Consider the following 21,961-nt stretch of genomic DNA (forward strand, 5'->3'; position numbering starts at 1 on the left):
CCTCAATGCAGGTTCGGCTGGGCGCCGACGCCTTTTTCATCCATCTGATAGCCGCGCTGGAAGCGGTCGAGGCGCATCTGCCGTGCCGTTTCATGTGGCTCGTTGCGCGCGATGAGATGCGCGTAGCAATAGCCCGAGGCGGGTGTCGCCTTGAAGCCGCCATAGCACCAGCCGGCGTTCAGATAGAGATTGTCGATATGGGTGCGGTCGATGATGGGCGAGCCGTCCATGCTCATGTCCATGATGCCGCCCCAGGTGCGCAGATATCGCACCCGCGTCAGCGACGGGATCATGGCGACGCCGGCTTCGGCCACATGCTCGACAGTCGCCAGATTGCCGCGCTGCGCATAGGAATTATAGCCATCGATATCGCCGCCGAAGACGAGGCCGCCCTTGTCGGATTGCGAGACATAGAAATGGCCGGCGCCAAAGGTGACGACGCAATCGATGAAGGGCTTCAGCCCCTCTGACACGAAGGCCTGGAGAACATGGCTTTCGATCGGCAGGCGCAGGCCCGCCATATCGGCGACCACGGTGGAGTTGCCGGCAGCCGCGAGCGCCAGCTTGCCGCAACCGATGAAGCCCTTGGTCGTTTCGACGCCGACAACGCGGCCCTCCTCGCGGCGGATGCCGGTCACTTCGCAATGGGTGATGATATCGACGCCGTGGCTGTCGGCGCCGCGCGCATAGCCCCAGGCCACCGCATCATGGCGCACCGTGCCGCCGCGCGGCTGCAACAGGCCGCCCATGATCGGGAAGCGGGCATTGTTGAAATCGAGGAAAGGCAGTTTCGCCTGCACGGCCTGCCGGTCGAGCAGTTCGGCATCGACGCCATGCAGGCGCATGGCATTGCCGCGCCGCGTATAGGCGTCGCGCTGGGCGTCCGAATGGAAGAGATTGAGAACGCCGCGCTGCGACACCATGGCGTTGAAATTGAAGTCCTGTTCCAGCCCTTCCCAGAGCTTCATCGAAAGCTCGTAGAAGGGGTTGTTGCCGGGCAGCAGATAGTTCGAACGGATGATCGTCGTGTTGCGGCCGATATTGCCGGAGCCGAGATAGCCCTTTTCCAACACGGCGACATTGGTGATGCCGAAGGTCTTGGCGAGATAATAGGCCGTCGAAAGCCCATGGCCGCCACCCCCGACGATGATGACGTCGTAATGCGGTTTCGGCTGCGGCTGGCGCCAGGCGGGTGCCCAGCCGCTATTGCCGCGAAGACCGTTGAGAAAGACTGAGAGGGCTGAATAGCGCATGGATCGATCCGCTGTGAACTGATGCAATCATGACAGAAAGACGAATCCTGACTTGCGGAAATAGGACTAGTTTCGGTAAAAACGGGACATGGCTTCGATCGATACGCGAAACGTCCAAACTGTCGGCTTCATCCTGCTTCCGGGATTTGCGCTGATGTCCTTTGCCTCGGCGACGGAGCCGTTGCGCGCCGCCAATCTGCTGGCGGGCCGCGAGATCTACCGGCTGGCAGTGTTTTCACCCGATGGCGGCCCGGCGCTGTCATCGGGCGGCGTGCCGGTGCCGGCGGGGCCGCTTCCCGGTCGTGGCGCAGGGCTCGGCACGGTTTTCGTCTGTGCCGGCGGATCGCCGATGGACTGGCATTATCCGGCAGTGCTTGCCTGCCTGCGCCAGCTTGCGCGCGAGGGCGTGCGCATTGGCGGCATTTCCGGCGGTCCTTATCTGCTCGCTGCCGCCGGGCTTCTGGCCGAGCGTGACTTCACCATCCACTGGGAACATGCGCCGGCGCTTCTGGAGGCCTATCCAACGCTGAACCCGCGACAGGCGCGCTTTGTCATCGATGGCAATCGCATCACCTGCGGCGGTGGCATCGCGCCGCTCGACATGATGCATGTGCTGATTGCCGAGCGCATGGGTGCCGATTTCGCACGGCGCGTCAGCGACTGGTATCTGCATGCCGAGGTCAGCGAGCCGACCGCGCCGCAGCGCGGGTCGCTGGCCGAGCGCTATGGCGTGCATCATCCGGGCCTGCTGAGCGTGCTGGAGAAAATGGAAGAGACGATTGAAATGCCGCTCGACCGCGCCGCCATGGCGCGCATTGCCGGTGTCACGCCGCGTCATCTCGACCGGCTTTTCGCCACCCATCTCGGCGCGACATTCCTGGAGCAATATCGGCTAATCCGGCTGCAGCATGCCCGGCGGCTTCTGGAACAGAGCCCGCTTTCGATCTCCGAAATCGCTGTCGCCACCGGGTTTTCCAGCGGCGCGCATTTCTCCCGCGCCTATCGCACGCAGTATGGCATGACGCCCGGTCAAACCCGCCGCACTTGAGTTTCGCGGCAGTTGAGAAATTTTCACTCTCACGATAGAGTTTTGCCGAGCCGTTGAGAAGGATGCTGAATGAAAACCAAGGCCGATAAGAAAACGACAAAAGACGAGGAAGCCCACGCTGCGAAGGCGGCATTTTCGCAAGATCCCCATGCGGTTCGCGAGCCCAAGGAAAACAATCTCGAAATGGCGATCGGCCATGAGGTTCGCGCCTACCGCAAGAAGCTCGGCATCACCGTGACCGACCTGGCGGCTGCGACCGGCATTTCGCTCGGCATGCTGTCGAAGATCGAGAATGGCAATATCTCTCCCTCGCTGACGACGCTGCAATCGCTGTCGCGCGCACTCGGCGTGCCGCTGACGGCCTTCTTCCGGGGCTATGAAGAGCCGCGCAATGCGGTCTTCGTCAAGGCGGGGCAGGGTGTCGAGCTGGAGCGCCGCGGCACGCGTGCCGGCCACCAGTATAATCTGCTCGGCCATATCGACAACAATTCGAGCGGCGTCATCGTCGAACCCTATCTCATCAGCCTGACGGCCGATTCCGATGTCTTCCCGACATTCCAGCATGAAGGCATGGAGTTCCTCTACATGCTGGAAGGCGAGGTGGTTTATCGTCACAGCGACCAGCTTTTCCCCATGCAGCCCGGCGACAGCCTGTTCTTCGATGCGGATGCACCGCATGGGCCGGAAAAGCTTGTGAAACTGCCGGCGAAATACCTGTCGATCATCTGTTATCCGCAGCGCGGCAAGATCGACTGAATTGCCTTAGAAGAAAAAATTATTCTTTTGGGTTGAAATCCGAAACTGAACCTGATAGCCATTTTTGCAGACGCGAAAACGGAGGTTTGGTCCATGTGCGGGATTGTCGGTCTCTTCTTGAAGGATAAGGCGCTTGAGCCTCAGCTGGGCGCGCTTCTGTCATCCATGCTGATCACGATGACGGATCGTGGTCCGGACAGCGCCGGCATTGCCATCTACGGCAATGACAACGGCAAGACGGCGAAGATCACGCTTCAGTCGGCCAAGCCGGCGAAGGATTTTGCCGGGTTGGAAGCCGAGCTTCAGAGCGCGCTCGGCGCGCCTGTCGCCATCGAGGTGAAGAGCACCCACGCGGTCGTCACACTCGCAAAGGACAAGCTCGACGAGGGCCGTGCGGCCCTTGCGACGCTCCGCCCGGATGCCCGGGTGATGAGCAGCGGCGACGCGATTGAAATCTACAAGGAAATCGGCCTGCCGAAGGATGTCGTGTCGCGCTTTGCGGTGAGCGGCATGTCCGGCACGCATGGCATCGGCCATACCCGCATGGCAACGGAATCCGCGGTCACGACGCTCGGCGCGCATCCCTTCTCGACCGGTTCGGACCAGTGCCTCGTTCACAACGGCTCGCTGTCGAACCACAACAACCTGCGCCGCGAGCTGAAGCGCCAGGGCATGACCTTCGAGACGGAAAACGACAGCGAAGTGGCTGCCGCCTATCTCACCGCCGAAATGGCCAAGGGCAAGGATCTGGGGGCTGCGCTGACAAGTGCCGTCGATGATCTCGATGGCTTCTTCACCTTCGTTGTCGGCACGAAATCCGGTTTCGGCGTGCTGCGCGATCCCATCGCCTGCAAGCCCGCCGTCATGGCCGAGACCGACCAATATGTCGCCTTCGGCTCCGAATACCGCGCTCTGGTCAATCTTCCGGGCATCGAGACCGCCCGCATCTGGGAGCCGGAGCCGGCCACCGTCTATTTCTGGGATCACGAGAAGGCCGCCTGACAGGCGCAAACACAATCGAGAGAGTTCTTCATGCCTGTTTTTGACCTTTCCACTACCCCCTTGCGGGACCTCAACAGCGCGCTGCACGGACTTCCCGCCGGCGCGAACGATACCGTCTTCGAAGTCATCAATCCGCGCGGGCACCATGCCGTGGCCGTCGGCATCGATGCGCCCGTTACCGTCGAGATCAAGGGTTCGGTCGGCTATTACTGTGCCGGCATGAACGATGGCGGCAATGTCACCGTTCACGGCTCGGCCGGACCGGGTGTGGCCGAAAACATGATGTCCGGCTCGGTCGTCATCGAAGGTGACGCCAGCCAATATGCGGGTGCCACCGGGCGCGGCGGTCTGCTGGTCATCAAGGGCAATGCGGCGTCCCGCTGCGGCATTTCGATGAAGGGCATCGATATCGTCGTTCACGGCAATATCGGCCACATGTCGGCCTTCATGGGCCAGTCCGGCCATCTCGTCGTGCTGGGCGATGCCGGCGATGCGCTCGGCGACAGTCTCTACGAGGCCAAGCTCTTCGTACGCGGTTCGGTCAAGAGCCTCGGTGCCGACTGCATCGAGAAGGAGCTGCGGCCGGAGCATATCGAAAAGCTGTCCGAGCTTCTGGAACTGGCTGGCATCAGCGATGTCCGGCCGGAGGAGTTCAAGCGCTACGGATCGGCGCGCAAGCTCTACAATTTCAACATCGACAATGCCGACGCATATTGAGGCGAAGGGGACATCATGAGCTATCACAATCCACCGACCCCACCGCGCAAGTCAGCCACGTTCGATGACCAGACGCTCGCGGAAATCCGCCGCGCGGCGGCAACCGGCATCTATGACATTCGTGGCGGCGGCACCAAGCGCAAGGTCCCGCATTTCGACGACCTGCTGTTCCTCGGCGCTTCGATCTCCCGCTATCCGCTCGAAGGCTATCGCGAGAAATGCGACACGACTGTCGTTCTCGGCAGCCGCTTTGCCAAGAAGCCCATCACGCTCAAGACGCCGATCACCATTGCCGGCATGAGCTTCGGCGCGCTGTCGGGCAATGCCAAGGAAGCGCTTGGCCGCGGCGCGACACTTGCGGGCACGTCCACGACGACCGGCGACGGCGGCATGACGGATGAAGAGCGCGGCCATTCGCAGATGCTGGTCTATCAGTATCTGCCGTCGCGCTACGGCATGAACCCGAAGGATCTGCGCCGCGCCGACGCCATTGAAATCGTGATTGGCCAGGGCGCCAAGCCCGGCGGCGGCGGCATGCTGCTCGGCCAGAAGATTTCCGATCGCGTTGCCAATATGCGCAACCTGCCTAAGGGGATCGACCAGCGTTCCGCCTGCCGTCACCCGGACTGGACCGGCCCGGACGATCTTGAAATCAAGATCATGGAGCTGCGCGAAATCACCGACTGGGAAAAGCCGATCTATGTGAAGGTTGGCGGCGCGCGTCCCTACTACGACACCGCGCTGGCCGTGAAGGCTGGGGCCGATGTCGTCGTGCTTGACGGCATGCAGGGCGGAACGGCGGCGACGCAGGACGTCTTCATCGAGAATGTCGGCATGCCGACGCTTGCCTGTATCCGCCCCGCCGTTCAGGCGCTGCAGGATCTCGGCATGCATCGCAAGGTGCAGCTGATCATTTCCGGCGGCATTCGCTCCGGCGCAGACGTCGCCAAGGCGCTCGCACTCGGTGCGGATGCGGTTGCCATCGGCACGGCGGCGCTGGTTGCCATCGGCGACAACGATCCGCGCTGGGAAGAGGAATATCAGAAGCTCGGCACGACGGCTGGCGCCTATGATGACTGGCACGAAGGCAAGGACCCGGCGGGTATCACGACGCAGGACCCGGAACTTGCCGCGCGCCTTGATCCGGTCACGGCCGGCCGGCGTCTCGCCAACTATCTCAAGGTCATGACGCTGGAGGCGCAGACGATTGCCCGCGCCTGCGGCAAGAACCACCTCCACAACCTCGAGCCGGAAGACCTCTGCGCGCTGACGATGGAGGCCGCCGCCATGGCGCAGGTCCCGCTCGCCGGCACCAGCTGGTATCCGGGCAAGGGAGGTTTTTGAACGGCACCCGGGCCGAGAAGGCCCGGGACTTGCATGCATTATCGAAGTGTCTCGAATAATCCAAAGGGGAACGAGAATGACACTGGATCTTGCTGCCTTTGCAAAAGACAAAGGCATCAAATATTTCATGATTTCCTACACCGATCTCTTCGGTGGGCAGCGTGCCAAGCTGGTGCCGGCTCAGGCGATCGCAGGCATGCAGGAGGAAGGTGCGGGCTTTGCCGGCTTTGCGACCTGGCTCGACATGACGCCGGCGCATCCCGACCTGTTCGCGGTGCCGGACCCGGAGACTGTCATCCAGCTCCCATGGAAGAAGGACGTCGCCTGGGTCGCCGCCGATTGCATGATGGAAGGCAAGCTTGTGGAGCAAGCGCCCCGCAACGTGCTGAAGAAGCTCGTGGCCGAAGCCGCAGCCGAAGGCAAGCGCGTCAAGACCGGCGTTGAGGCCGAGTTCTTCCTGATCACTGCCGATGGCGCCAAGATTTCGGACGAATACGACACCGCCGAAAAGCCCTGCTACGACCAGCAGGCCGTCATGCGCCGCTATGACGTCATCGCCGAGATCTGCGATTACATGCTGGAACTTGGATGGGGCGCCTATCAGAACGACCATGAGGACGCCAACGGCCAGTTCGAGATGAACTGGGAATATGACGATGCGCTGAAGACGGCGGACAAGCATTCCTTCTTCAAGTTCATGGTCAAGTCGATTGCCGAGAAGCACGGGCTTCGGGCAACCTTCATGCCCAAGCCCTTCAAGGGCCTGACCGGCAATGGCTGCCACTGCCATATCTCGGTCTGGGACAATGACGGCAAGGTCAATGTCTTTGCCGACAAGCAGGCCGAATTCGGCCTGTCGGCCGAGGGCAAGCATTTCCTCGGCGGCATCATGAAGCACGCCTCGTCGCTAGCCGCGATCACCAATCCGACGGTGAACTCCTACAAGCGTATCAACGCGCCGCGCACGACCTCGGGCGCGACCTGGTCGCCCAACTCCGTCACCTGGACCGGCAATAACCGTACCCACATGGTGCGCGTGCCCGGCCCCGGCCGCTTCGAGCTTCGCCTGCCGGATGGTGCGGTCAATCCGTATCTTCTTCAGGCCGTGATCATTGCCGCCGGTCTTGATGGGTTGCGCAGCAAGGCCGATCCCGGTCCGCGCCACGACATCGACATGTATGCGGAAGGCCATCTCGTCAAGAACGCGCCGCGCCTGCCGCTCAACCTGCTCGATGCGCTGCGCGCCTATGATGAGGACGAGGGCTTGAAGCAGGCGATCGGTGTGGAATTTTCCGCGGCCTATCTCAAGCTCAAGCACCAGGAATGGAACGCCTACTGCTCGCATTTCACGCAGTGGGAACGCGACAGCACGCTCGATATCTGAGCATTCAGAACAGGTCTGTATCAAACCATGCGCCGAAGGCTCACCCTTCGGCGCAAAGGAGAACGTCTGGCCGCAAACGGCGGAGGAAGATCACCATGAAGAACTACGTACTGACAGTGACATGCAAATCGACGCGGGGCATTGTGGCCGCGATCACCGGCTTTCTGGCCGAAAAGGGTTGCTACATCGTCGACTCCTCGCAGTTCGACGACCTCGATACCGGCATGTTCTTCATGCGCCTGACCTTTACCAGTCAGGAAGGCGCGACCATTGAGGACATCACGGCCGGCTTCAAGGCGATCGAGAAGCAATATGGCATGACCGCCCGCTTCCAGGACGGGGCTGACAAGATGAAGGTCCTGCTGATGGTCTCCCGCTTCGGGCACTGCCTCAACGACCTTCTCTACCGCTGGAAGATCGGCGCGCTGCCGATCGAGATCGTCGGCGTCGTCTCCAACCATTTCGATTACCAGAAGGTCGTCGTCAACCACGACATTCCCTTCCACCATGTCAACGTCACGAAGGCCAACAAGCCGGAAGCAGAAGCCCGGCTGATGGATATCGTCAACGCCTCGGGCGCGGAACTGATCGTGCTGGCCCGCTACATGCAGGTTCTGTCCGACGATATCTGCAAGAAGATGTCGGGCCGCATCATCAATATCCACCATTCCTTCCTGCCGTCCTTCAAGGGCGCGAACCCCTACAAGCAGGCCTTCGAGCGCGGTGTGAAGCTGATCGGTGCGACGGCGCATTACGTGACGGCGGACCTCGACGAAGGCCCGATCATCGAACAGGACGTGGCGCGCGTCACCCATTCGCAATCGGCGGCCGACTATGTGTCGATCGGCCGTGACGTGGAAAGCCAGGTTCTGGCGCGTGCCATTCACGCCCATATCCACCATCGGGTGTTCATCAACGGCAATCGCACGGTCGTCTTCCCGGCAAGCCCCGGAAGCTACGCCTCGGAACGGATGGGCTGAGACCAATGGCACACGCGGCAATCATCGACGGAAAGAAGGCGGCGGCCTCGGTGATCGAGGCGGTGAAGGCCGCTGCCGCAGGTCTTGAGGCGGAGACCGGCGTGAAGACCGGGCTCGCCGTCATCATCGTCGGCGACGATCCGGCCAGCCACGCCTATGTCGGCGCCAAGGGGCGGATGGCGAAGGAATGCGGCTTCAACTCCATCCAGAATACGCTGCCGGCGGAGACGACACAGGAAGAGCTTGCCGCACTCGTTGCCACGCTGAACGAAGAGCGGACCATTCACGGCGTTCTCGTGCAATTGCCGCTGCCGAAACATCTGAATTCGGAGGCCATCGTCCAGTCCATCCGGCCGGAAAAGGATGTCGATGGCCTGCATGTCGTCAATGCCGGCAAGCTTGCAACCGGTGACCTCGAGACCGGCCTGATTTCCTGCACGCCTGCGGGTGCCATGCTCCTGGTGCGCTCCATTCATGGCGCGGATCTCTCAGGCCTCAACGCCGTGGTGATCGGCCGCTCGAACCTCTTCGGCAAGCCGATGGCGCAATTGCTGCTTCATGCCAACGCGACTGTCACGGTGGCGCATTCGCGCAGCAAGGATATCGCGGGCCTCTGCCGCCATGCCGACATTCTGGTGGCGGCTGTCGGGCGGCCGGAAATGGTGAAAGCCGATTGGGTGAAGCCGGGCGCCACCGTGATCGATGTGGGCATCAACCGGATCGCAGCGCCGGAAAAGGGCGAGGGCAAAAGCCGGCTGGTGGGCGATGTCGCCTATGCGGAGGCAGCCGAGGTCGCCGGTGCGATCACCCCGGTTCCGGGCGGCGTCGGGCCGATGACGATCGCCATGCTGATGGCCAATACGGTGATTGCGGCGCACCGCGCGCTCGGGAAAACGGCCCCGCAATTCTGAGCACAATATCTGATCCGGCAGCTTCTAAAATCCCGCCGGATCGACTTGCCAAGACGTGAAAGACGCATATACTCAGGAAATAAATATTCCACGCAGGAAAAGAGGGAACGAAATGGCATTATCGTGGCGCTTCTCCGCTCTGGCGGATCGACATCGTGCTCTCGGATCGAAACTCGAGGACTGGAGCGGCATGGGAACCGCCTGGACCTACGACAAGGACATGTCTGAAGAGCATGTGGCGATCCGCACCAAGGCCGGCTTGATGGATGTTTCGGGGCTGAAAAAGGTGCATCTGGTGGGACCGCATGCCATTGCGGTGCTCGACTACATTACCACGCGCGACATGAGCAAGATCTATCCCGGCCGTTCGGTCTATGCGGCCATGCTCAACGATCGCGGTCTTTTCACCGATGACTGCATCGTCTACCGCACCGGCCCGAATTCCTGGATGCTGGTGCATGGCTCTGGCTCCGGCCACGAGGAAATCGTCAAGCAGGCTGCGGGGCGCAACTGCGCCGTTCTCTTCGATGACGACCTGCACGATCTGTCGCTGCAGGGGCCTGTCGCGGTCGATTATCTGGCCAAATATGTCCCCGGCATCCGCGACCTCAAATATTTCCATCACATGCAGACGACGCTCTTCGGCGCGCCGGTGATGATCTCGCGCACCGGCTATACCGGCGAACGCGGCTACGAGATTTTCGTGCGCGGGCAGGATGCGCCCATGGTCTGGGATCGTATCGTTGCAGAGGGTGCGGAAATGGGGATCATTCCCTGCTGCTTCAGCGTGCTCGACATGCTGCGCGTCGAGAGCTACCTGCTGTTCTACCCCTACGACAATTCGCAGATGTATCCGTTTGCCGACCAGCCGCCGGGCGACAGCCTGTGGGAGCTCGGGCTCGATTTCACCGTCAGCCCCGGCAAGACCGGCTTCCGTGGTGCAGAAGAACATGCGCGGCTGAAGGGCAAGGAGCGCTTCAAGATTTTCGGCATGCTGCTCGATGCCGATGGCCCGGCCGATCTCGGCGACGAGGTCTTTGCCGATGGCAAAAAGGTCGGCGTCATTACCTGCCCCTGCTATTCGACGCTCACCGGCAAATCCATGGCGATTGCCCGTCTCGATGTCGACAAGGCAGTGCAGGGCGTGAAGCTTGAGGTGCGCGGCAAGGCGCTGAATGCAAGCGCAATCGCCCACACGCTCCCGTTTGATGATCCTGAGAAGAAAAAGCGGACCGCCATCGGTTAAGGAGGCGACCATGCTTGTCGAAGGCATCAAGAGCCGGCCGGTCTACAAGGGCCTCGTCCTCCAGCCATACGCCCGGCGGCATCTCTTCGTTCTGGAAGGCGAGGGGGCGAACGCCCTCCTCGACCAGGCGGACCAACTGGATGAAACCATCCTGTCGCGCAGCGAGGTTCTCTACGTTGCGCGGGGATCGCAGGGACAGGGCCATGACGAGGCGCTGCGCCGGCTCGGGGCCGACATGTTCTTCACCGCGCCGACCATCGCCACGCTGCTTTTCCGGCTCAAGGTCTCTCTCTCGAACGCGCATATGGGCACAAGGCTCTATATCGCCGGCACGGAAGGCTTCATCGGGCAGGCGATGACGGTGGCGCTGGATCTCGGCATGGCGGATGCCGCGATCCTCACCGAACATCGCGGCTCGCTCGCCCGACGCGTTCAATGCGTTCACTGCAAGGGCATGACCGAGGATGTGACGCAGAGCCCCTTTGCCTGCAGCCATTGCGGACTGCCGCTTCTGGTCCGCGACCACTATTCGCGCCGTCTCGGTGCGTTCCAGGGCGTCAATATCGATGCCGAGGAGCCCGGCAGCGCGCCTGAGCCTGAGGAGTTGTTCCTATGAGCGGTGGCATGGAAATCCCGGTCAGGGTCGCGAAAATCACGCCCGTTGCCAATGGCGTCAAGCGCTTCCGCTTCGAGCGGCTGGACGGACAGCCCATGCCGTCCTTTTCCGGCGGCGCGCATGTCATCGTCACCATGGACGATGACGGGCACCTGCGGCGTAACGCCTATTCGCTGATGTCGCCGCCGCATGACTGTTCGGCCTATGAGATCAGCGTGCTGCGTGTCGAGGATTCGCGCGGCGGCTCGGCCTTCATGCATGAGAAGCTGAATGAGGGCGATGAGATCCGGGTGAGCTACCCGGTCAATCTCTTCCAGCCGGACTGGCGCGGGCGCAAGCATCTGCTGATTGCCGGCGGCATCGGGATCACGCCCTTCATTGCCATGATGGAGCAGTTTGCCCGCGAGGGTGCGAATTTCGAGCTGCATTATGCCGTGCGCTCACTGGATCGCGGTGCCTATTGCCAGGAACTGGTCGCGCGTTACGGGCCGCATCGGGTCAAGATCTACGCGGATGCGGATGGCAGTTTCATTCCGCTTTCCCGTCTCCTCGACAGCCAGCCGCTTGGAACGCATCTCTATGTCTGCGGTCCGTCCGGCATGATCGACGGCGTGCTGAAGGCAGGGATCGAGGCCGGCTGGCCGGAGCAGACCCTGCATTCGGAGCGGTTCCTCTCTGCCCAATCCGGCAAGCCGTTTTCGATCGAGCTCACCCGCTCGGGCAAGACGGTCCATGTCGGCCATCACGAAAGCATGCTGGAGGCGATCGAGGCCGCCGGCGTCGATCCGCCCTTCCTGTGCCGTGGCGGCGCCTGCGGCCAATGCGAGACCGGCGTTGCGCTCTGCGAGGGCATGCTTCTGCATCACGACGTCTATCTCACCGATGAAGAAAAGGCCTCCGGCCGGAAGGTCATGATCTGCGTGTCCCGCTTCGAGGGAAACGCGCTGCATCTCGACCTCTAGTTCTTACGACCGACACCCAGGAGAACGATCATGTCACTCGCCTTCAAGCAGGAAACGTTCCGGGACGATTTCACCTATCGCAACAGCCCGGAAAATATCCGGCGCTTTCCCTTTCCCTTCGACCGGGACGAATACATGTATTCGGTCAACATGGAGCCGCATGTGAAGGGCCGGGCCGGCACGGTCTACGAAAACCTCATCGATGTCGATGAGCATTATGTTTCGGAGATGCGCGACCGGGCTCTGGTGCTGAAGGAAGATCCGCTGCGCTATCAGGCGCTGCCGCATATGATGTCGGCGCAGTGGGATACGCTGGAACTGCTGATGGAACAGCAGGCCGCCGGATACCCCGAACACTTCACCCTGATCCGCAATGGCGACCAGTGGCGCTGGATCAACCGGCCTCTCGGCATCGACGACACGTTCACCTTCGGCGACGCCGCGACGCTGCCTTACGAGCCGCTGGAATATATCAGCCGGCAGACGCAGGGCGATATCTGCATCGTGGACCAGCGCGACGGCAATCTCTGGATGGATGCCGGCATGGTGACGACGCAGGCCGACTGGTCGCTCGATTTCGACATCGGCATGAACTTCATGGAATGGCACGGCCCGGTGCCTCTCGCCCACCAGATCGGCGTCTTCGAACGCGCGCTGAAATTCCTCCTGAACCTGCAGCTGGGCAAGCCGGTGCGCCGGTTCAACTGGACGATGACGATCAATCCCCGGCTCGACACCAGCCCGGAAAACTATCCCAAATGGGGACCGGATCGCACCACCGTCACGCCGGAGAATGTCGGCGAGAAGGTGCATCTGCGCGTCGAATTGCAGACGCTGTGGCGGCTGCCGCGCTCCAACGCCATTCTCTTCGTCATCCGCTGCTATCTGATGAATATGGAAGAGCTGGTGAGCGTGCCGAAATGGGCGCGCCGCTTTCCGCGCGTGCTGAAAACGCTGCCGCCGGAACTCGTCGATTACAAGGGTCTCACCCGCTATCGCCAGACGACGATCGACTGGCTCTCGACACATGACGACGGTGCGCCGACCAGCCCGGGCTTCTGGCCCGACTGAGCCCCCGCAGCGCCAATCATCTGAGTAATCAAGAATTTCCATAAAAATCTGGAAGGGGAATGCGACATGACACGAGTTGCCGTTATCGGTGCGGGCCCTTCGGGCCTTGCCCAGCTGAGAGCGTTTCAATCCGCCGCCAAGAAGGGCGCGGATATCCCGGAAGTGGTCTGCTTCGAGAAGCAGTCGAACTGGGGTGGGCTCTGGAACTACAGCTGGCGAACGGGCGTCGATGAGAACGGCGAGCCGATCCATAATTCGATGTATCGCTACCTCTGGACCAATGGTCCGAAGGAAGGGCTCGAATTTGCGGACTATTCCTTCGAGGAGCATTTCGGCAAGCAGATCGCCTCCTATCCGCCGCGCGCCGTGATGATGGATTACATCGAGGGCCGGGTGAAGAAGGCGGATGTCCGCAAGTGGATCCGCTTCTCCTCCGTCATCCGCTGGGTGGAATATAATCAGGACAGCGGCGACTTCACCGTGACCGTCCACGACATGGTCAAGGACACGGTCTACAAGGAGCGCTTCGACTATGTCGTCTGCGCCTCCGGCCACTTCTCATCCCCGAACGTGCCGGAATATCCGGGCTTCGAGCACTTCTATGGCCGTATCGTCCATGCGCATGATTTCCGCGACGCGCGCGAATTCACCGATCAGAATGTGCTGGTCGTCGGCTCGTCCTATTCGGCCGAAGACATCGGCTCGCAATGCTGGAAATATGGTGCCAAGACCGTGACCTCCTGCTACCGCTCGGCGCCGATGGGCTTCAACTGGCCGGACAATTGGGAAGAAAAGCCGGCACTCGTCAGGGTCGAGGGCAAGACAGCCTTCTTCAAGGACGGTTCCAGCAAGGAGGTCGACGCGATCATCCTCTGCACCGGCTACAAGCACTATTTCCCGTTCCTGCCCGACGAGTTGCGCCTGAAGACCAAGAACCGGCTCGCCACGGCCGATCTCTACAAGGGCGTGGTCTATGTGCATAACCCGAAGCTCTTCTATCTCGGCATGCAGGACCAGTGGTTCACCTTCAACATGTTCGATGCCCAGGCCTGGTATGTCCGCGACATCATCATGGGCCGCATCAAGGTTCCGGAAGACAAAGCGGTTCTGCTGGCGGATGTGGCCGAGCGCGAGGCGCGCGAAGAGGCCTCCGACGACGTCAAATATGCGATCAAATACCAGGGCGCCTATATCAAGGAGCTGATCGCCGATACGGACTATCCGAGCTTCGATGTCGACGGGATGTGCAAGGCCTTCTTCGAATGGAAGCAGCACAAGGTCGATGACATCATGGCCTTCCGCAACAATTCCTACAAGTCGCTGATGACGGGCACGATGGCGCCGAAGCACCATACGCCCTGGGCCGAGGCGCTGGATGACTCTATGGAGGCCTATCTGCGCAATTGACCGGCGACCGGATCCCCGACTGACCGGCATGGGACGCCTTTGGCGGCCTGTGCCGGCTTTTTGCGTTGTAAAGAAACAGGTTCCCCCTCTTTTTCGAGCTTCAAATCCATGGATTTTCTGACAAGCGTTCTGGGCCGCATGGCCGGCTTCCTCTACCGCTGCCGCGCGGATGAAAACTACACAATGCTGGAGATGACCAACGGCATCGAGCGCATTTTCGGCTATCCGGCCGACGAGATTATCGGCAATCGCGTGCGCACCTTCACCTCGATCATGCATGACGAGGATATTCCCGTCATGGACGCGCTGGTCGGCAGGGCGCTAGAAACCCGCACCGACTGGACGCTGGAATACCGCATCCGCCATCGTGACGGGCATCTGGTGTGGGTGACGGAGACGGGCGGCGGGGTCTGGGATGAGACGGGCGAGCTGCTTTATCTCGAGGGCAGCATTCTCAACATCGAGTCCCTCTATCAGCGGATGGATGAGCAGACCGCAGGCATGCGGGTGACGGCGTCGAAGACCAACGAGATCCTGCAATCGCTGCGCTATCTCAAGCTGCTCGCCGTCAATGCCGGGATCGAAGCGGCAAGGGCGGGCACGGCGGGATCAGGCTTTGCCGTGCTGGCGGCGGAGATGCGGGCGCTTGCCAACTCTTCCGAAGAGGCCGCACGCGCGATCTCGACCGCGCAAGGCAGACAAGGCTAAGACCGCGGCCGCGTCTTTTGCGGATCGTAATGCGAGAGCGGCACGATCACGGCGGGAAGCCGCTTCTGCTGGCCATCGAGCTTGCCGATCTCGACCTGCGTGCCGACGGCCGCATGGGTGACATCCACACGCGCCAGCGCAATCGTCTTGCCGAGAATGGGGGATCGGGTCGCGCTGGTGATGACACCGATCTGGGCGCGGCCGATATGGATGCAATCGCCATGGCCGACTGCGTCATTGGCCTCAATATCCAGCCCGACCATCAGGTGCCGCGGATTGGCCTTGCGCCGCGTGAGGGCTTCGCGGCCGATGAAATCATCCTGTTTGGACTTCAGCGGCACGGCAAAGCCTATACCGGCCTCGAAGGGATCGGTCTGGTCGTCAAATTCGTGGTGGGCGAAGATCAGGCCCGCCTCGATGCGCACCATGTCCAGCGCCTCAAGCCCCATCGGCTTCAGCCCATAGGGCTCGCCAGCTTTCCAGACCGCATCGAAAACCGCTGTCGCATCCTTCGGATGACAGAAGATTTCATAGCCGAGCTCGCCGGTATAGCCGGTGCGCGAGACGACAACGGGGGCGCCCTCGAACGTGCCGATGCGGCCAACGGCGAAGCGGAACCATTCCAGCTCGCCGATGGCCGGCTGGCGCGGCGCGGTCCAGATGATCTCTTTCAGGATATCGCGGCTCGCCGGCCCCTGGAGTGCGATATTGTGCATCTGGTCGGTGGAGGAACGGACCCAGGCCTTGAAGCCCTTCTTCTCCGCCTGCTCGCGCAGCCAGATGCCGCTTACGTCATCGCCTCCGATCCAGCGGAAGTTCTTGTCGCCCAGACGGAACAGCGTGCCGTCGTCGATCATGCCGCCATGTTCGTAGCACATGGCCGAATAAACGACCTGGCCGGTCGAGAGCTTGCGCACGTCGCGCGTCAGGCAATATTGCAGCAGTTCCTCGGCATCCGGTCCCGTCACCTCGAATTTGCGTAAGGGCGAGAGGTCGATCAGGGCGGCGCGTTCGCGGCAGGCCCAATATTCCTCGATCGGCCCTTCGGAGCAGAAGCGGTTCGGCAGCCAGAAGCCGCGATATTCGGTGAAGTCGCGCGTCATGGCGGAAAGGCGCGGATGGAAGGCGGTTTCCCGCGTCAGTTCAGGTTCTGCGTCAGGGGTCATGCGATAGGCCACGGCTCGTGTGAATTTTTCCTTGCCGGAAAATGTCCGGACGTGAATGTCGGTCGGGTCCCAGCCATTGGCGGCGTCGATATCGTCGGGGCAGGAGGAGGAGACGCAGACGAGATCGGTCAGCGCCCGCATCAGGACGTAATCGCCCGGCCGCGACCAGGGCTCGTCCAGATAGAGCTGGTTATTGTGATCGATATTGGTGTTGTAGAAATAGTTGAGCGCTTCCCAGCCCTTGCGGCCGGCAATGCCGTAAGGCGCCAGCGCCGCATTGAAATTGTCCGTGCAGTTCGCATGGCCCGGATAGCCCATGTCGTCGTAGTAGCGCGAATTGCAGGCTGTCGCGAAGGCATCATGGCGGCCGACGGTGTCCTGCACGATCTCCACCAGCGGTTCGAAATCGCGGTCGAAGGCCTTGGAGGGAAGGCCGGGTGTCGGATAGCTGCGGCCGAGCAGCGTGCGTGTCACGGTGGAATCGAGCGCGAGATCCAGCCCCTTGTCGACCTTGCGGGCGGAAAAGGCCTGAAAGTCGGTGCATTGCCGGCCATAGACATCGATGATCTGGATGAATTCGCCGGCCCGCACGAAATAGGCCGAGGCGGTGGCGGCCCGGATGCGGATATCCTCGATCGGGTCGGCCAGCGGCTCGGGCAGGGCGGAGGCGTAGTCGCGCAGGATTGTCGTGCGGCGAATGCGGACTTCGAGAGGTGTGGCAGTGTCCTGCGCCTCTGGCGACATGGCCGCACCCGGTGCGCAGACAATGAGGAGGCCTTTCAGGGCGATGGTGAATTCCGCCGTATTCCCGGCGGGTGAGGAGCCGCCGAAGAGGCGGAACGCTGCGGCGGATGCGATGTCCGCGCCGCGCCGGGACAGCGCTGTCTTCACGCGCTCAATGCTTTCGTCACCGGAGGACAGCAGGGCTTTCAGGCCGGTGGCCTCGCCGCTGAAGGACACGCCAAGACCAGCGGACTGAAAACGGCCGGTCTCATCCAGAAATGTCAGCTCGCAGGCCTGCCCGCCTTCGCTATCCGTCAGCGTGACGGTATCGCCGGGTTCAACCCGAACGGTGAGCGATCCGCCGCCCTTGCAGCGATAGCGCTCCGTGCCCGCAGGCAGGGTCGCAATGCCCGGATAGCGGATGATGCTCGCCGTGACGGGTCTGATGCCAGCGGCCAGCGTGTGTGTGTCGCGCATGGTTCTGTCTCTTGAGATGAAGGGCGTCGTTGCACCGGGATCATGTTGACAAAATGCAATGGGCAAGTAAAGGCCGTATTGACTAAAAAGAAAAAATCTTCACTATGCATAAAGGGCATGCATCTGGAACCCGCGCACAGACACGGCTCATGACAATCTCCGGCAAGCCCCGCAATGCCATGGGAGGCACGTTCAGGGAGACGTTCGAAGAGACGTCCGGAACAACGAAGGGGAATATCACCAATGACGGATATCGTGAACGCCGGCGTCTCCGCCGGCAGTGAAGGAAAGCTGATACGCGCGCTCGACTGGAAGGGCGCGTTCTGGGTCGCGGCCGGCGTGCCGCCGCTCGTTCTCTTCTCCATCGGCGGCATCGCCGGCACGACGGGCAAGCTTGCCTTTCTCGTGTGGATCATTTCGATGGTCATGGGGTTCCTGCAATCCTTTACCTATGCAGAAATCGCCGGCATGTTCGGCAACAAGTCCGGCGGCGCCTCGGTCTATGGCGCCACCGCCTGGCTTCGCTATTCGAAATTCATCGCGCCGCTGTCGGTCTGGTGCAACTGGTTTGCATGGTCGCCGGTGCTCTCTCTTGGCTGCGCGATTGCGGCCGGGTACATTCTGAATGCCTTCTATCCCATCCCCGCAGCCGATTCTCAGGCTGTGCTGAGCTGGATCAGCGCGCACGCCTCGTCAGTCACCATCGATAGTCCCCGTGTCGCCGAATACATTGCCGCACATGCCGGCACCTCGCCGCAGGACGCCGTCACTGCGCTTCTGAGCGCTGATGGCGTCGCCGCGCTCACGCCCGCCATCCGCAACTGGTCGCTCGTCAGCTTCAGCATTCCGTTCCTCGCCACCGCCAACATCAATGCCACCTTCTTCATCGGCGGCATCCTGATGCTGATCATCTTTGCGATCCAGCATCGCGGCATTTCCGAGACGGCGAGCGTGCAGAAGTGGCTGGCGATCATCGTCCTCGTGCCGCTGTTGATCATCGGCATCTATCCGATCGTCAGCGGCCAGATCGTCGCCTCCAACGTCACCGGCCTTGTGCCGCCGACCGCAGCCTATGCCGCAACAGACGGAACATGGAGCATCGGCGGCTGGACGCTTTTCCTTGGCGGTCTCTACATCGCCGCATGGTCGACCTACGGATTCGAAACCGCCGTCTGCTATACGCGGGAACTGAAGAACCCGAAGACGGATACATACAAGGCCATCTTCTATTCGGGCCTTGCCTGCTGCGTCTTCTTCTTCCTCGTGCCCTTCGCCTTCCAGGGCGTGCTCGGGCATGAAGGCATGCTGGCACCTGGGATTGTGGATGGCACGGGCGTTGGCGAAGCGCTTGGCGGCCTGATCGGCGCCGGTCGCGTCGTCACCCAGCTGCTCGTCGTGCTGATGATCATGGCGCTGTTCCTGGCCATCATGACCGCCATGGCCGGCTCGTCGCGCACGCTCTATCAGGGCTCCAAGGATGGCTGGCTGCCGAAATATCTCGACCACGTGAACGAGAACGGTGCGCCGACCCGGGCCATGTGGACGGACTTCGTCTTCAACCTGATGCTGCTTGCCATCGCATCGGACACCAGCGGCTATTTCTTCGTGCTCGCCGTCTCCAACGTCGGCTATATCATCTTCAACTTCCTCAACCTCAACTCCGGCTGGATCCACCGCATGGATTCCGGCCATGTCGAGCGTCCGTGGAAAGCACCGACCTGGCTGATCGGCGTCAATACCGTGCTGGCCTTCGTCAATGCGCTCTTCCTCGGGGCAGGCGCCAAGGTCTGGGGCTATTCCAATGCACTGTGGATCGGTTTTGCCTTCGCCGCGCTGATCCTGCCGGTCTTCGCCTACCGTCACTATGTGCGCGATGGCGGCCAGTTCCCGGCAGGCGCGATGGAAGATCTCGGTCTGGTCGGACAGGACCTCGGCGTGAAGAAGGCAGGCATCCTGCCCTATTTGGCACTGCTACTTGGTCTCGCCATCGTTCTGGTCGCCAACTGGTTCTTCCAGCTGCCGGCCTGACGAGCGAAACGTCCAAAACCATTCCGCCCCGGCTTGCCGGGGCGGTTCATGTCTTGGCGACGCGCCAGTACCTATTCGCAGAAGACGCACCGCCCGCTGCAATTGTTGCGCTGTCGCGGTTTCAACGCTTCAATCGATCGAATCGTCGTCTGCGCCCCTCGCAACCGCAATCAAAGCCGGCCTTTTGCGAATTGCGGCATTCCCGATCAGTGACGCTTGTCGGCTGCGAGGATTTCGCGGGCGATCTGTTCAAGCGGCACGATGCGGTCGACACCGCCCTTGGCGACGGCTTCCTTCGGCATGCCGTAAACGACGGAGGTCGCTTCGTCCTGGGCGACCGTGAAGGCACCGGCCTGGTGCATTTCGAGCATGCCGCGCGCGCCGTCGTCGCCCATGCCGGTCATGATGACGCCCATGGCGTTGGAGCCGGCCGAGCGGGCTGCCGAACGGAAGAGCACATCCACTGACGGGCGATGGCGTGAGACGAGGGGGCCGTCGCGAACGGAGACGACGTAGCGGGCGCCCTGACGCTCCAGCAGCATATGCTTGTCGCCGGGAGCAATCAGCACATGGCCGCGCAGCACGGGGTCGCCATTCTCGGCTTCCTTGACCTCCACCTCGCAAAGCCCGTTGAGGCGCTTGGCGAAGGCGGCGGTGAACTTTTCCGGCATGTGCTGGACGATGACCATGCCGGGTGTATTGGCGGGCAGGGCTTCCAGCAGTTCGCGCAGCGCTTCCGTGCCGCCGGTGGATGCGCCGACGCAGACGACCATTTCCGTGGTCTTGGCCATGGCGCGGCCGGTCGGCGGAGGGAGCACGGCGTCGGCCGTCAGCTTCGCGGCGGGGCCGGCAGACGACGATCCGGTGCCGGAGCGCTTGCGCATGGCGCCAAGGCGCGCCTGGGCGGCGGCGCGCACCGTCTGGCGGATGCGGGCGCCGGATTCGGCCAGGAAGTCGGCCGCTGCAATCTTCGGCTTCAGGATGACATCGACTGCGCCGGCTTCCATCGCCTGCATCAGCGTTTCGGAGCCCGTTTCCGTCAGCGACGAGCACATGACGACGGGGATCGGATGCTGCGACATCAGCTTCCTGAGGAAGGTGATGCCGTCCATCTTGGGCATTTCGACATCGAGCGTGATGACGTCCGGGACGTCCTCCTGCAGCTTCTTGGCTGCCATGAAGGGATCAGCGGCGGCCCCGATGATTTCGATATCGCCTTCCTCGGTCAGCACCTTTGCGAGAGCCTGCCGGACGCTGGCGGAGTCATCGACGATGAGGACGCGGATTTTTTTCTCGGCCATGGCGGTCAAATCCTCCTGAAGACCGTGTTTGCAACTTGCTTCACCGGGAGATCAAGGCCGGTGATCGTTTCGGAGTGCCCGACATAGAGAAAGCCGCCGGAGATAAGATTGTCGCAGAGGCGCCGGAGCACTTTCTGCTGCGTCGGCTTGTCGAAATAGATCAGGACATTGCGGCAGAAGACGATGTGGGTCTTTTCCCCGACCTCGTATTTCTCGTCCATGAGGTTCAGCCGCGCAAAGCCGACCTTGGCGCGCAGCTTCGGATGGATGCGCACCTCGTCGCGTTCCGGGTCGCGCGCTTCCATGACATAGCGCTTGCGCATCGTTGCATCGACGGGCGAAATCATGCTTCGCGGATAGACGCCGCGGCGGGCAATCTTGAGCACCTCGGTCGACAGGTCCGTGGCGAGCACGCTGTAGTCGAGGCTGCTGTTGGTCCTGAGGAAGTCCTCCATGACCATGGCAATCGTGTAGGCTTCCGCGCCGATCGAGGCGGCGGCACTCCAGATACGCAGGCGCCGGAAGCCATCCGAGAGAAGCGTCGGCAGCGCCTTGTCCACCATGTGCTCGAAATGTTTCGGCTCGCGGAAAAAGTCGGTCTTGTTGGTCGTCACGGCGTCCATCAGGTGGATCGCTTCGCGTTCCAGTCCGCCGTGCTTGAAGAGATATTCGCAATACTCGTCGAAGGTCTCGATGTCGGTGGCGCGCAGGCGGCGGCGCAGGCGTCCCTCCAGCATGGTCTTCTTCGAGGGCGGCATCTTGATGCCGCTATAGTCGTAGATGTAGCGAGCAAGCCGCTCGAAATTCTTCGAACTGATCCCCGCATCATATTGAAGTCTGGCTTCTGCTACTGACACGCTA

The 21,961-nt window shown here is 61.7% G+C and carries 19 protein-coding genes; 15 read left to right on the forward strand and 4 right to left on the reverse strand.

From position 1 onward, the window contains the following. Nucleotides 1–2: 2 nt before the first annotated feature. Complete coding sequence (locus LQK84_RS05395) at nucleotides 3–1,253, reverse strand: sarcosine oxidase subunit beta family protein (RefSeq protein WP_230827645.1); 1,251 nt, start codon at nucleotides 1,251–1,253, stop codon at nucleotides 3–5. Between the two features lie 88 nt (nucleotides 1,254–1,341). Between LQK84_RS05395 and LQK84_RS05400 the strand changes: the two genes are divergently transcribed. From LQK84_RS05400 to LQK84_RS25075, 14 genes are all read left to right on the forward strand, one after another. After that, complete coding sequence (locus LQK84_RS05400; RefSeq protein WP_230827647.1) at nucleotides 1,342–2,301, forward strand: GlxA family transcriptional regulator; 960 nt, start codon at nucleotides 1,342–1,344, stop codon at nucleotides 2,299–2,301. A 69-nt stretch (nucleotides 2,302–2,370) separates the two neighbouring features. Further along, nucleotides 2,371–3,057: a helix-turn-helix domain-containing protein gene (locus LQK84_RS05405; RefSeq protein WP_230827649.1), complete on the forward strand. Its 687-nt coding sequence runs from the start codon at nucleotides 2,371–2,373 to the stop codon at nucleotides 3,055–3,057. 93 nt (nucleotides 3,058–3,150) lie between these two features. After that, the gene (locus tag LQK84_RS05410; RefSeq protein WP_230827650.1) at nucleotides 3,151–4,059 is read left to right on the forward strand and encodes a class II glutamine amidotransferase; all 909 of its coding nucleotides are present in this window, start codon (nucleotides 3,151–3,153) and stop codon (nucleotides 4,057–4,059) included. 30 nt (nucleotides 4,060–4,089) lie between these two features. Further along, complete coding sequence (locus tag LQK84_RS05415; protein WP_230827651.1) at nucleotides 4,090–4,776, forward strand: GXGXG domain-containing protein; 687 nt, start codon at nucleotides 4,090–4,092, stop codon at nucleotides 4,774–4,776. A 15-nt stretch (nucleotides 4,777–4,791) separates the two neighbouring features. Then, on the forward strand, nucleotides 4,792–6,120 hold the full coding sequence (locus LQK84_RS05420) for an FMN-binding glutamate synthase family protein (protein ID WP_230827652.1): 1,329 nt from the start codon (nucleotides 4,792–4,794) through the stop codon (nucleotides 6,118–6,120). Between the two features lie 76 nt (nucleotides 6,121–6,196). Further along, nucleotides 6,197–7,504, forward strand: coding sequence for a type III glutamate--ammonia ligase (gene glnT / locus LQK84_RS05425; RefSeq protein WP_230827653.1), 1,308 nt, complete (start codon nucleotides 6,197–6,199; stop codon nucleotides 7,502–7,504). Between the two features lie 95 nt (nucleotides 7,505–7,599). After that, a complete protein-coding gene (gene purU, locus LQK84_RS05430) occupies nucleotides 7,600–8,484 on the forward strand; it encodes a formyltetrahydrofolate deformylase (protein WP_230827654.1) in 885 nt (294 codons plus the stop codon). A gap of 5 nt (nucleotides 8,485–8,489) precedes the next feature. Continuing rightward, the gene (gene folD, locus LQK84_RS05435) at nucleotides 8,490–9,395 is read left to right on the forward strand and encodes a bifunctional methylenetetrahydrofolate dehydrogenase/methenyltetrahydrofolate cyclohydrolase FolD (protein WP_230827655.1); all 906 of its coding nucleotides are present in this window, start codon (nucleotides 8,490–8,492) and stop codon (nucleotides 9,393–9,395) included. 112 nt (nucleotides 9,396–9,507) lie between these two features. After that, complete coding sequence (locus LQK84_RS05440) at nucleotides 9,508–10,641, forward strand: aminomethyltransferase family protein (protein WP_230827656.1); 1,134 nt, start codon at nucleotides 9,508–9,510, stop codon at nucleotides 10,639–10,641. A 10-nt stretch (nucleotides 10,642–10,651) separates the two neighbouring features. After that, nucleotides 10,652–11,257, forward strand: coding sequence for a dimethylamine monooxygenase subunit DmmA family protein (locus LQK84_RS05445; protein WP_230827658.1), 606 nt, complete (start codon nucleotides 10,652–10,654; stop codon nucleotides 11,255–11,257). After that, a complete protein-coding gene (locus tag LQK84_RS05450; protein ID WP_230827659.1) occupies nucleotides 11,254–12,219 on the forward strand; it encodes a PDR/VanB family oxidoreductase in 966 nt (321 codons plus the stop codon). Before LQK84_RS05445 ends, LQK84_RS05450 begins: the two co-directional genes overlap by 4 nt. Before the next feature lie 30 nt (nucleotides 12,220–12,249). Next, a complete protein-coding gene (locus LQK84_RS05455; RefSeq protein ID WP_230827660.1) occupies nucleotides 12,250–13,290 on the forward strand; it encodes a heme-dependent oxidative N-demethylase family protein in 1,041 nt (346 codons plus the stop codon). A gap of 66 nt (nucleotides 13,291–13,356) precedes the next feature. Next, the gene (locus tag LQK84_RS05460; protein WP_230827661.1) at nucleotides 13,357–14,697 is read left to right on the forward strand and encodes an NAD(P)-binding domain-containing protein; all 1,341 of its coding nucleotides are present in this window, start codon (nucleotides 13,357–13,359) and stop codon (nucleotides 14,695–14,697) included. 108 nt (nucleotides 14,698–14,805) lie between these two features. Then, nucleotides 14,806–15,405 (forward strand): methyl-accepting chemotaxis protein, encoded by a 600-nt coding sequence (locus tag LQK84_RS25075; RefSeq protein WP_269071819.1) that lies wholly within the window; start codon nucleotides 14,806–14,808, stop codon nucleotides 15,403–15,405. On the opposite strand, the gene LQK84_RS05475 is transcribed toward LQK84_RS25075, so the two are convergent. Continuing rightward, on the reverse strand, nucleotides 15,402–17,771 hold the full coding sequence (locus LQK84_RS05475) for a DUF1989 domain-containing protein (protein ID WP_230827662.1): 2,370 nt from the start codon (nucleotides 17,769–17,771) through the stop codon (nucleotides 15,402–15,404). The genes LQK84_RS25075 and LQK84_RS05475 overlap by 4 nt on opposite strands. A gap of 243 nt (nucleotides 17,772–18,014) precedes the next feature. Here LQK84_RS05475 and LQK84_RS05480 point away from each other — a divergent pair, with 243 nt between their 5' ends. Beyond that, complete coding sequence (locus LQK84_RS05480; protein WP_230827663.1) at nucleotides 18,015–19,799, forward strand: APC family permease; 1,785 nt, start codon at nucleotides 18,015–18,017, stop codon at nucleotides 19,797–19,799. A 206-nt stretch (nucleotides 19,800–20,005) separates the two neighbouring features. Here LQK84_RS05480 and LQK84_RS05485 read toward each other — a convergent pair whose 3' ends face one another. After that, nucleotides 20,006–21,100 carry a protein-glutamate methylesterase/protein-glutamine glutaminase gene (locus LQK84_RS05485; protein ID WP_230827664.1) on the reverse strand — a complete coding sequence of 365 codons (1,095 nt, stop codon included), beginning with the start codon at nucleotides 21,098–21,100 and terminating at the stop codon, nucleotides 20,006–20,008. Between the two features lie 5 nt (nucleotides 21,101–21,105). Then, the gene (locus LQK84_RS05490) at nucleotides 21,106–21,957 is read right to left on the reverse strand and encodes a CheR family methyltransferase (RefSeq protein ID WP_230827665.1); all 852 of its coding nucleotides are present in this window, start codon (nucleotides 21,955–21,957) and stop codon (nucleotides 21,106–21,108) included. Nucleotides 21,958–21,961 lie beyond the last annotated feature (4 nt).

The sequence above is a fragment of the Rhizobium sp. C4 genome (assembly GCF_021026315.1).
Taxonomy (GTDB): Bacteria; Pseudomonadota; Alphaproteobacteria; order Rhizobiales; family Rhizobiaceae; genus Ensifer_A.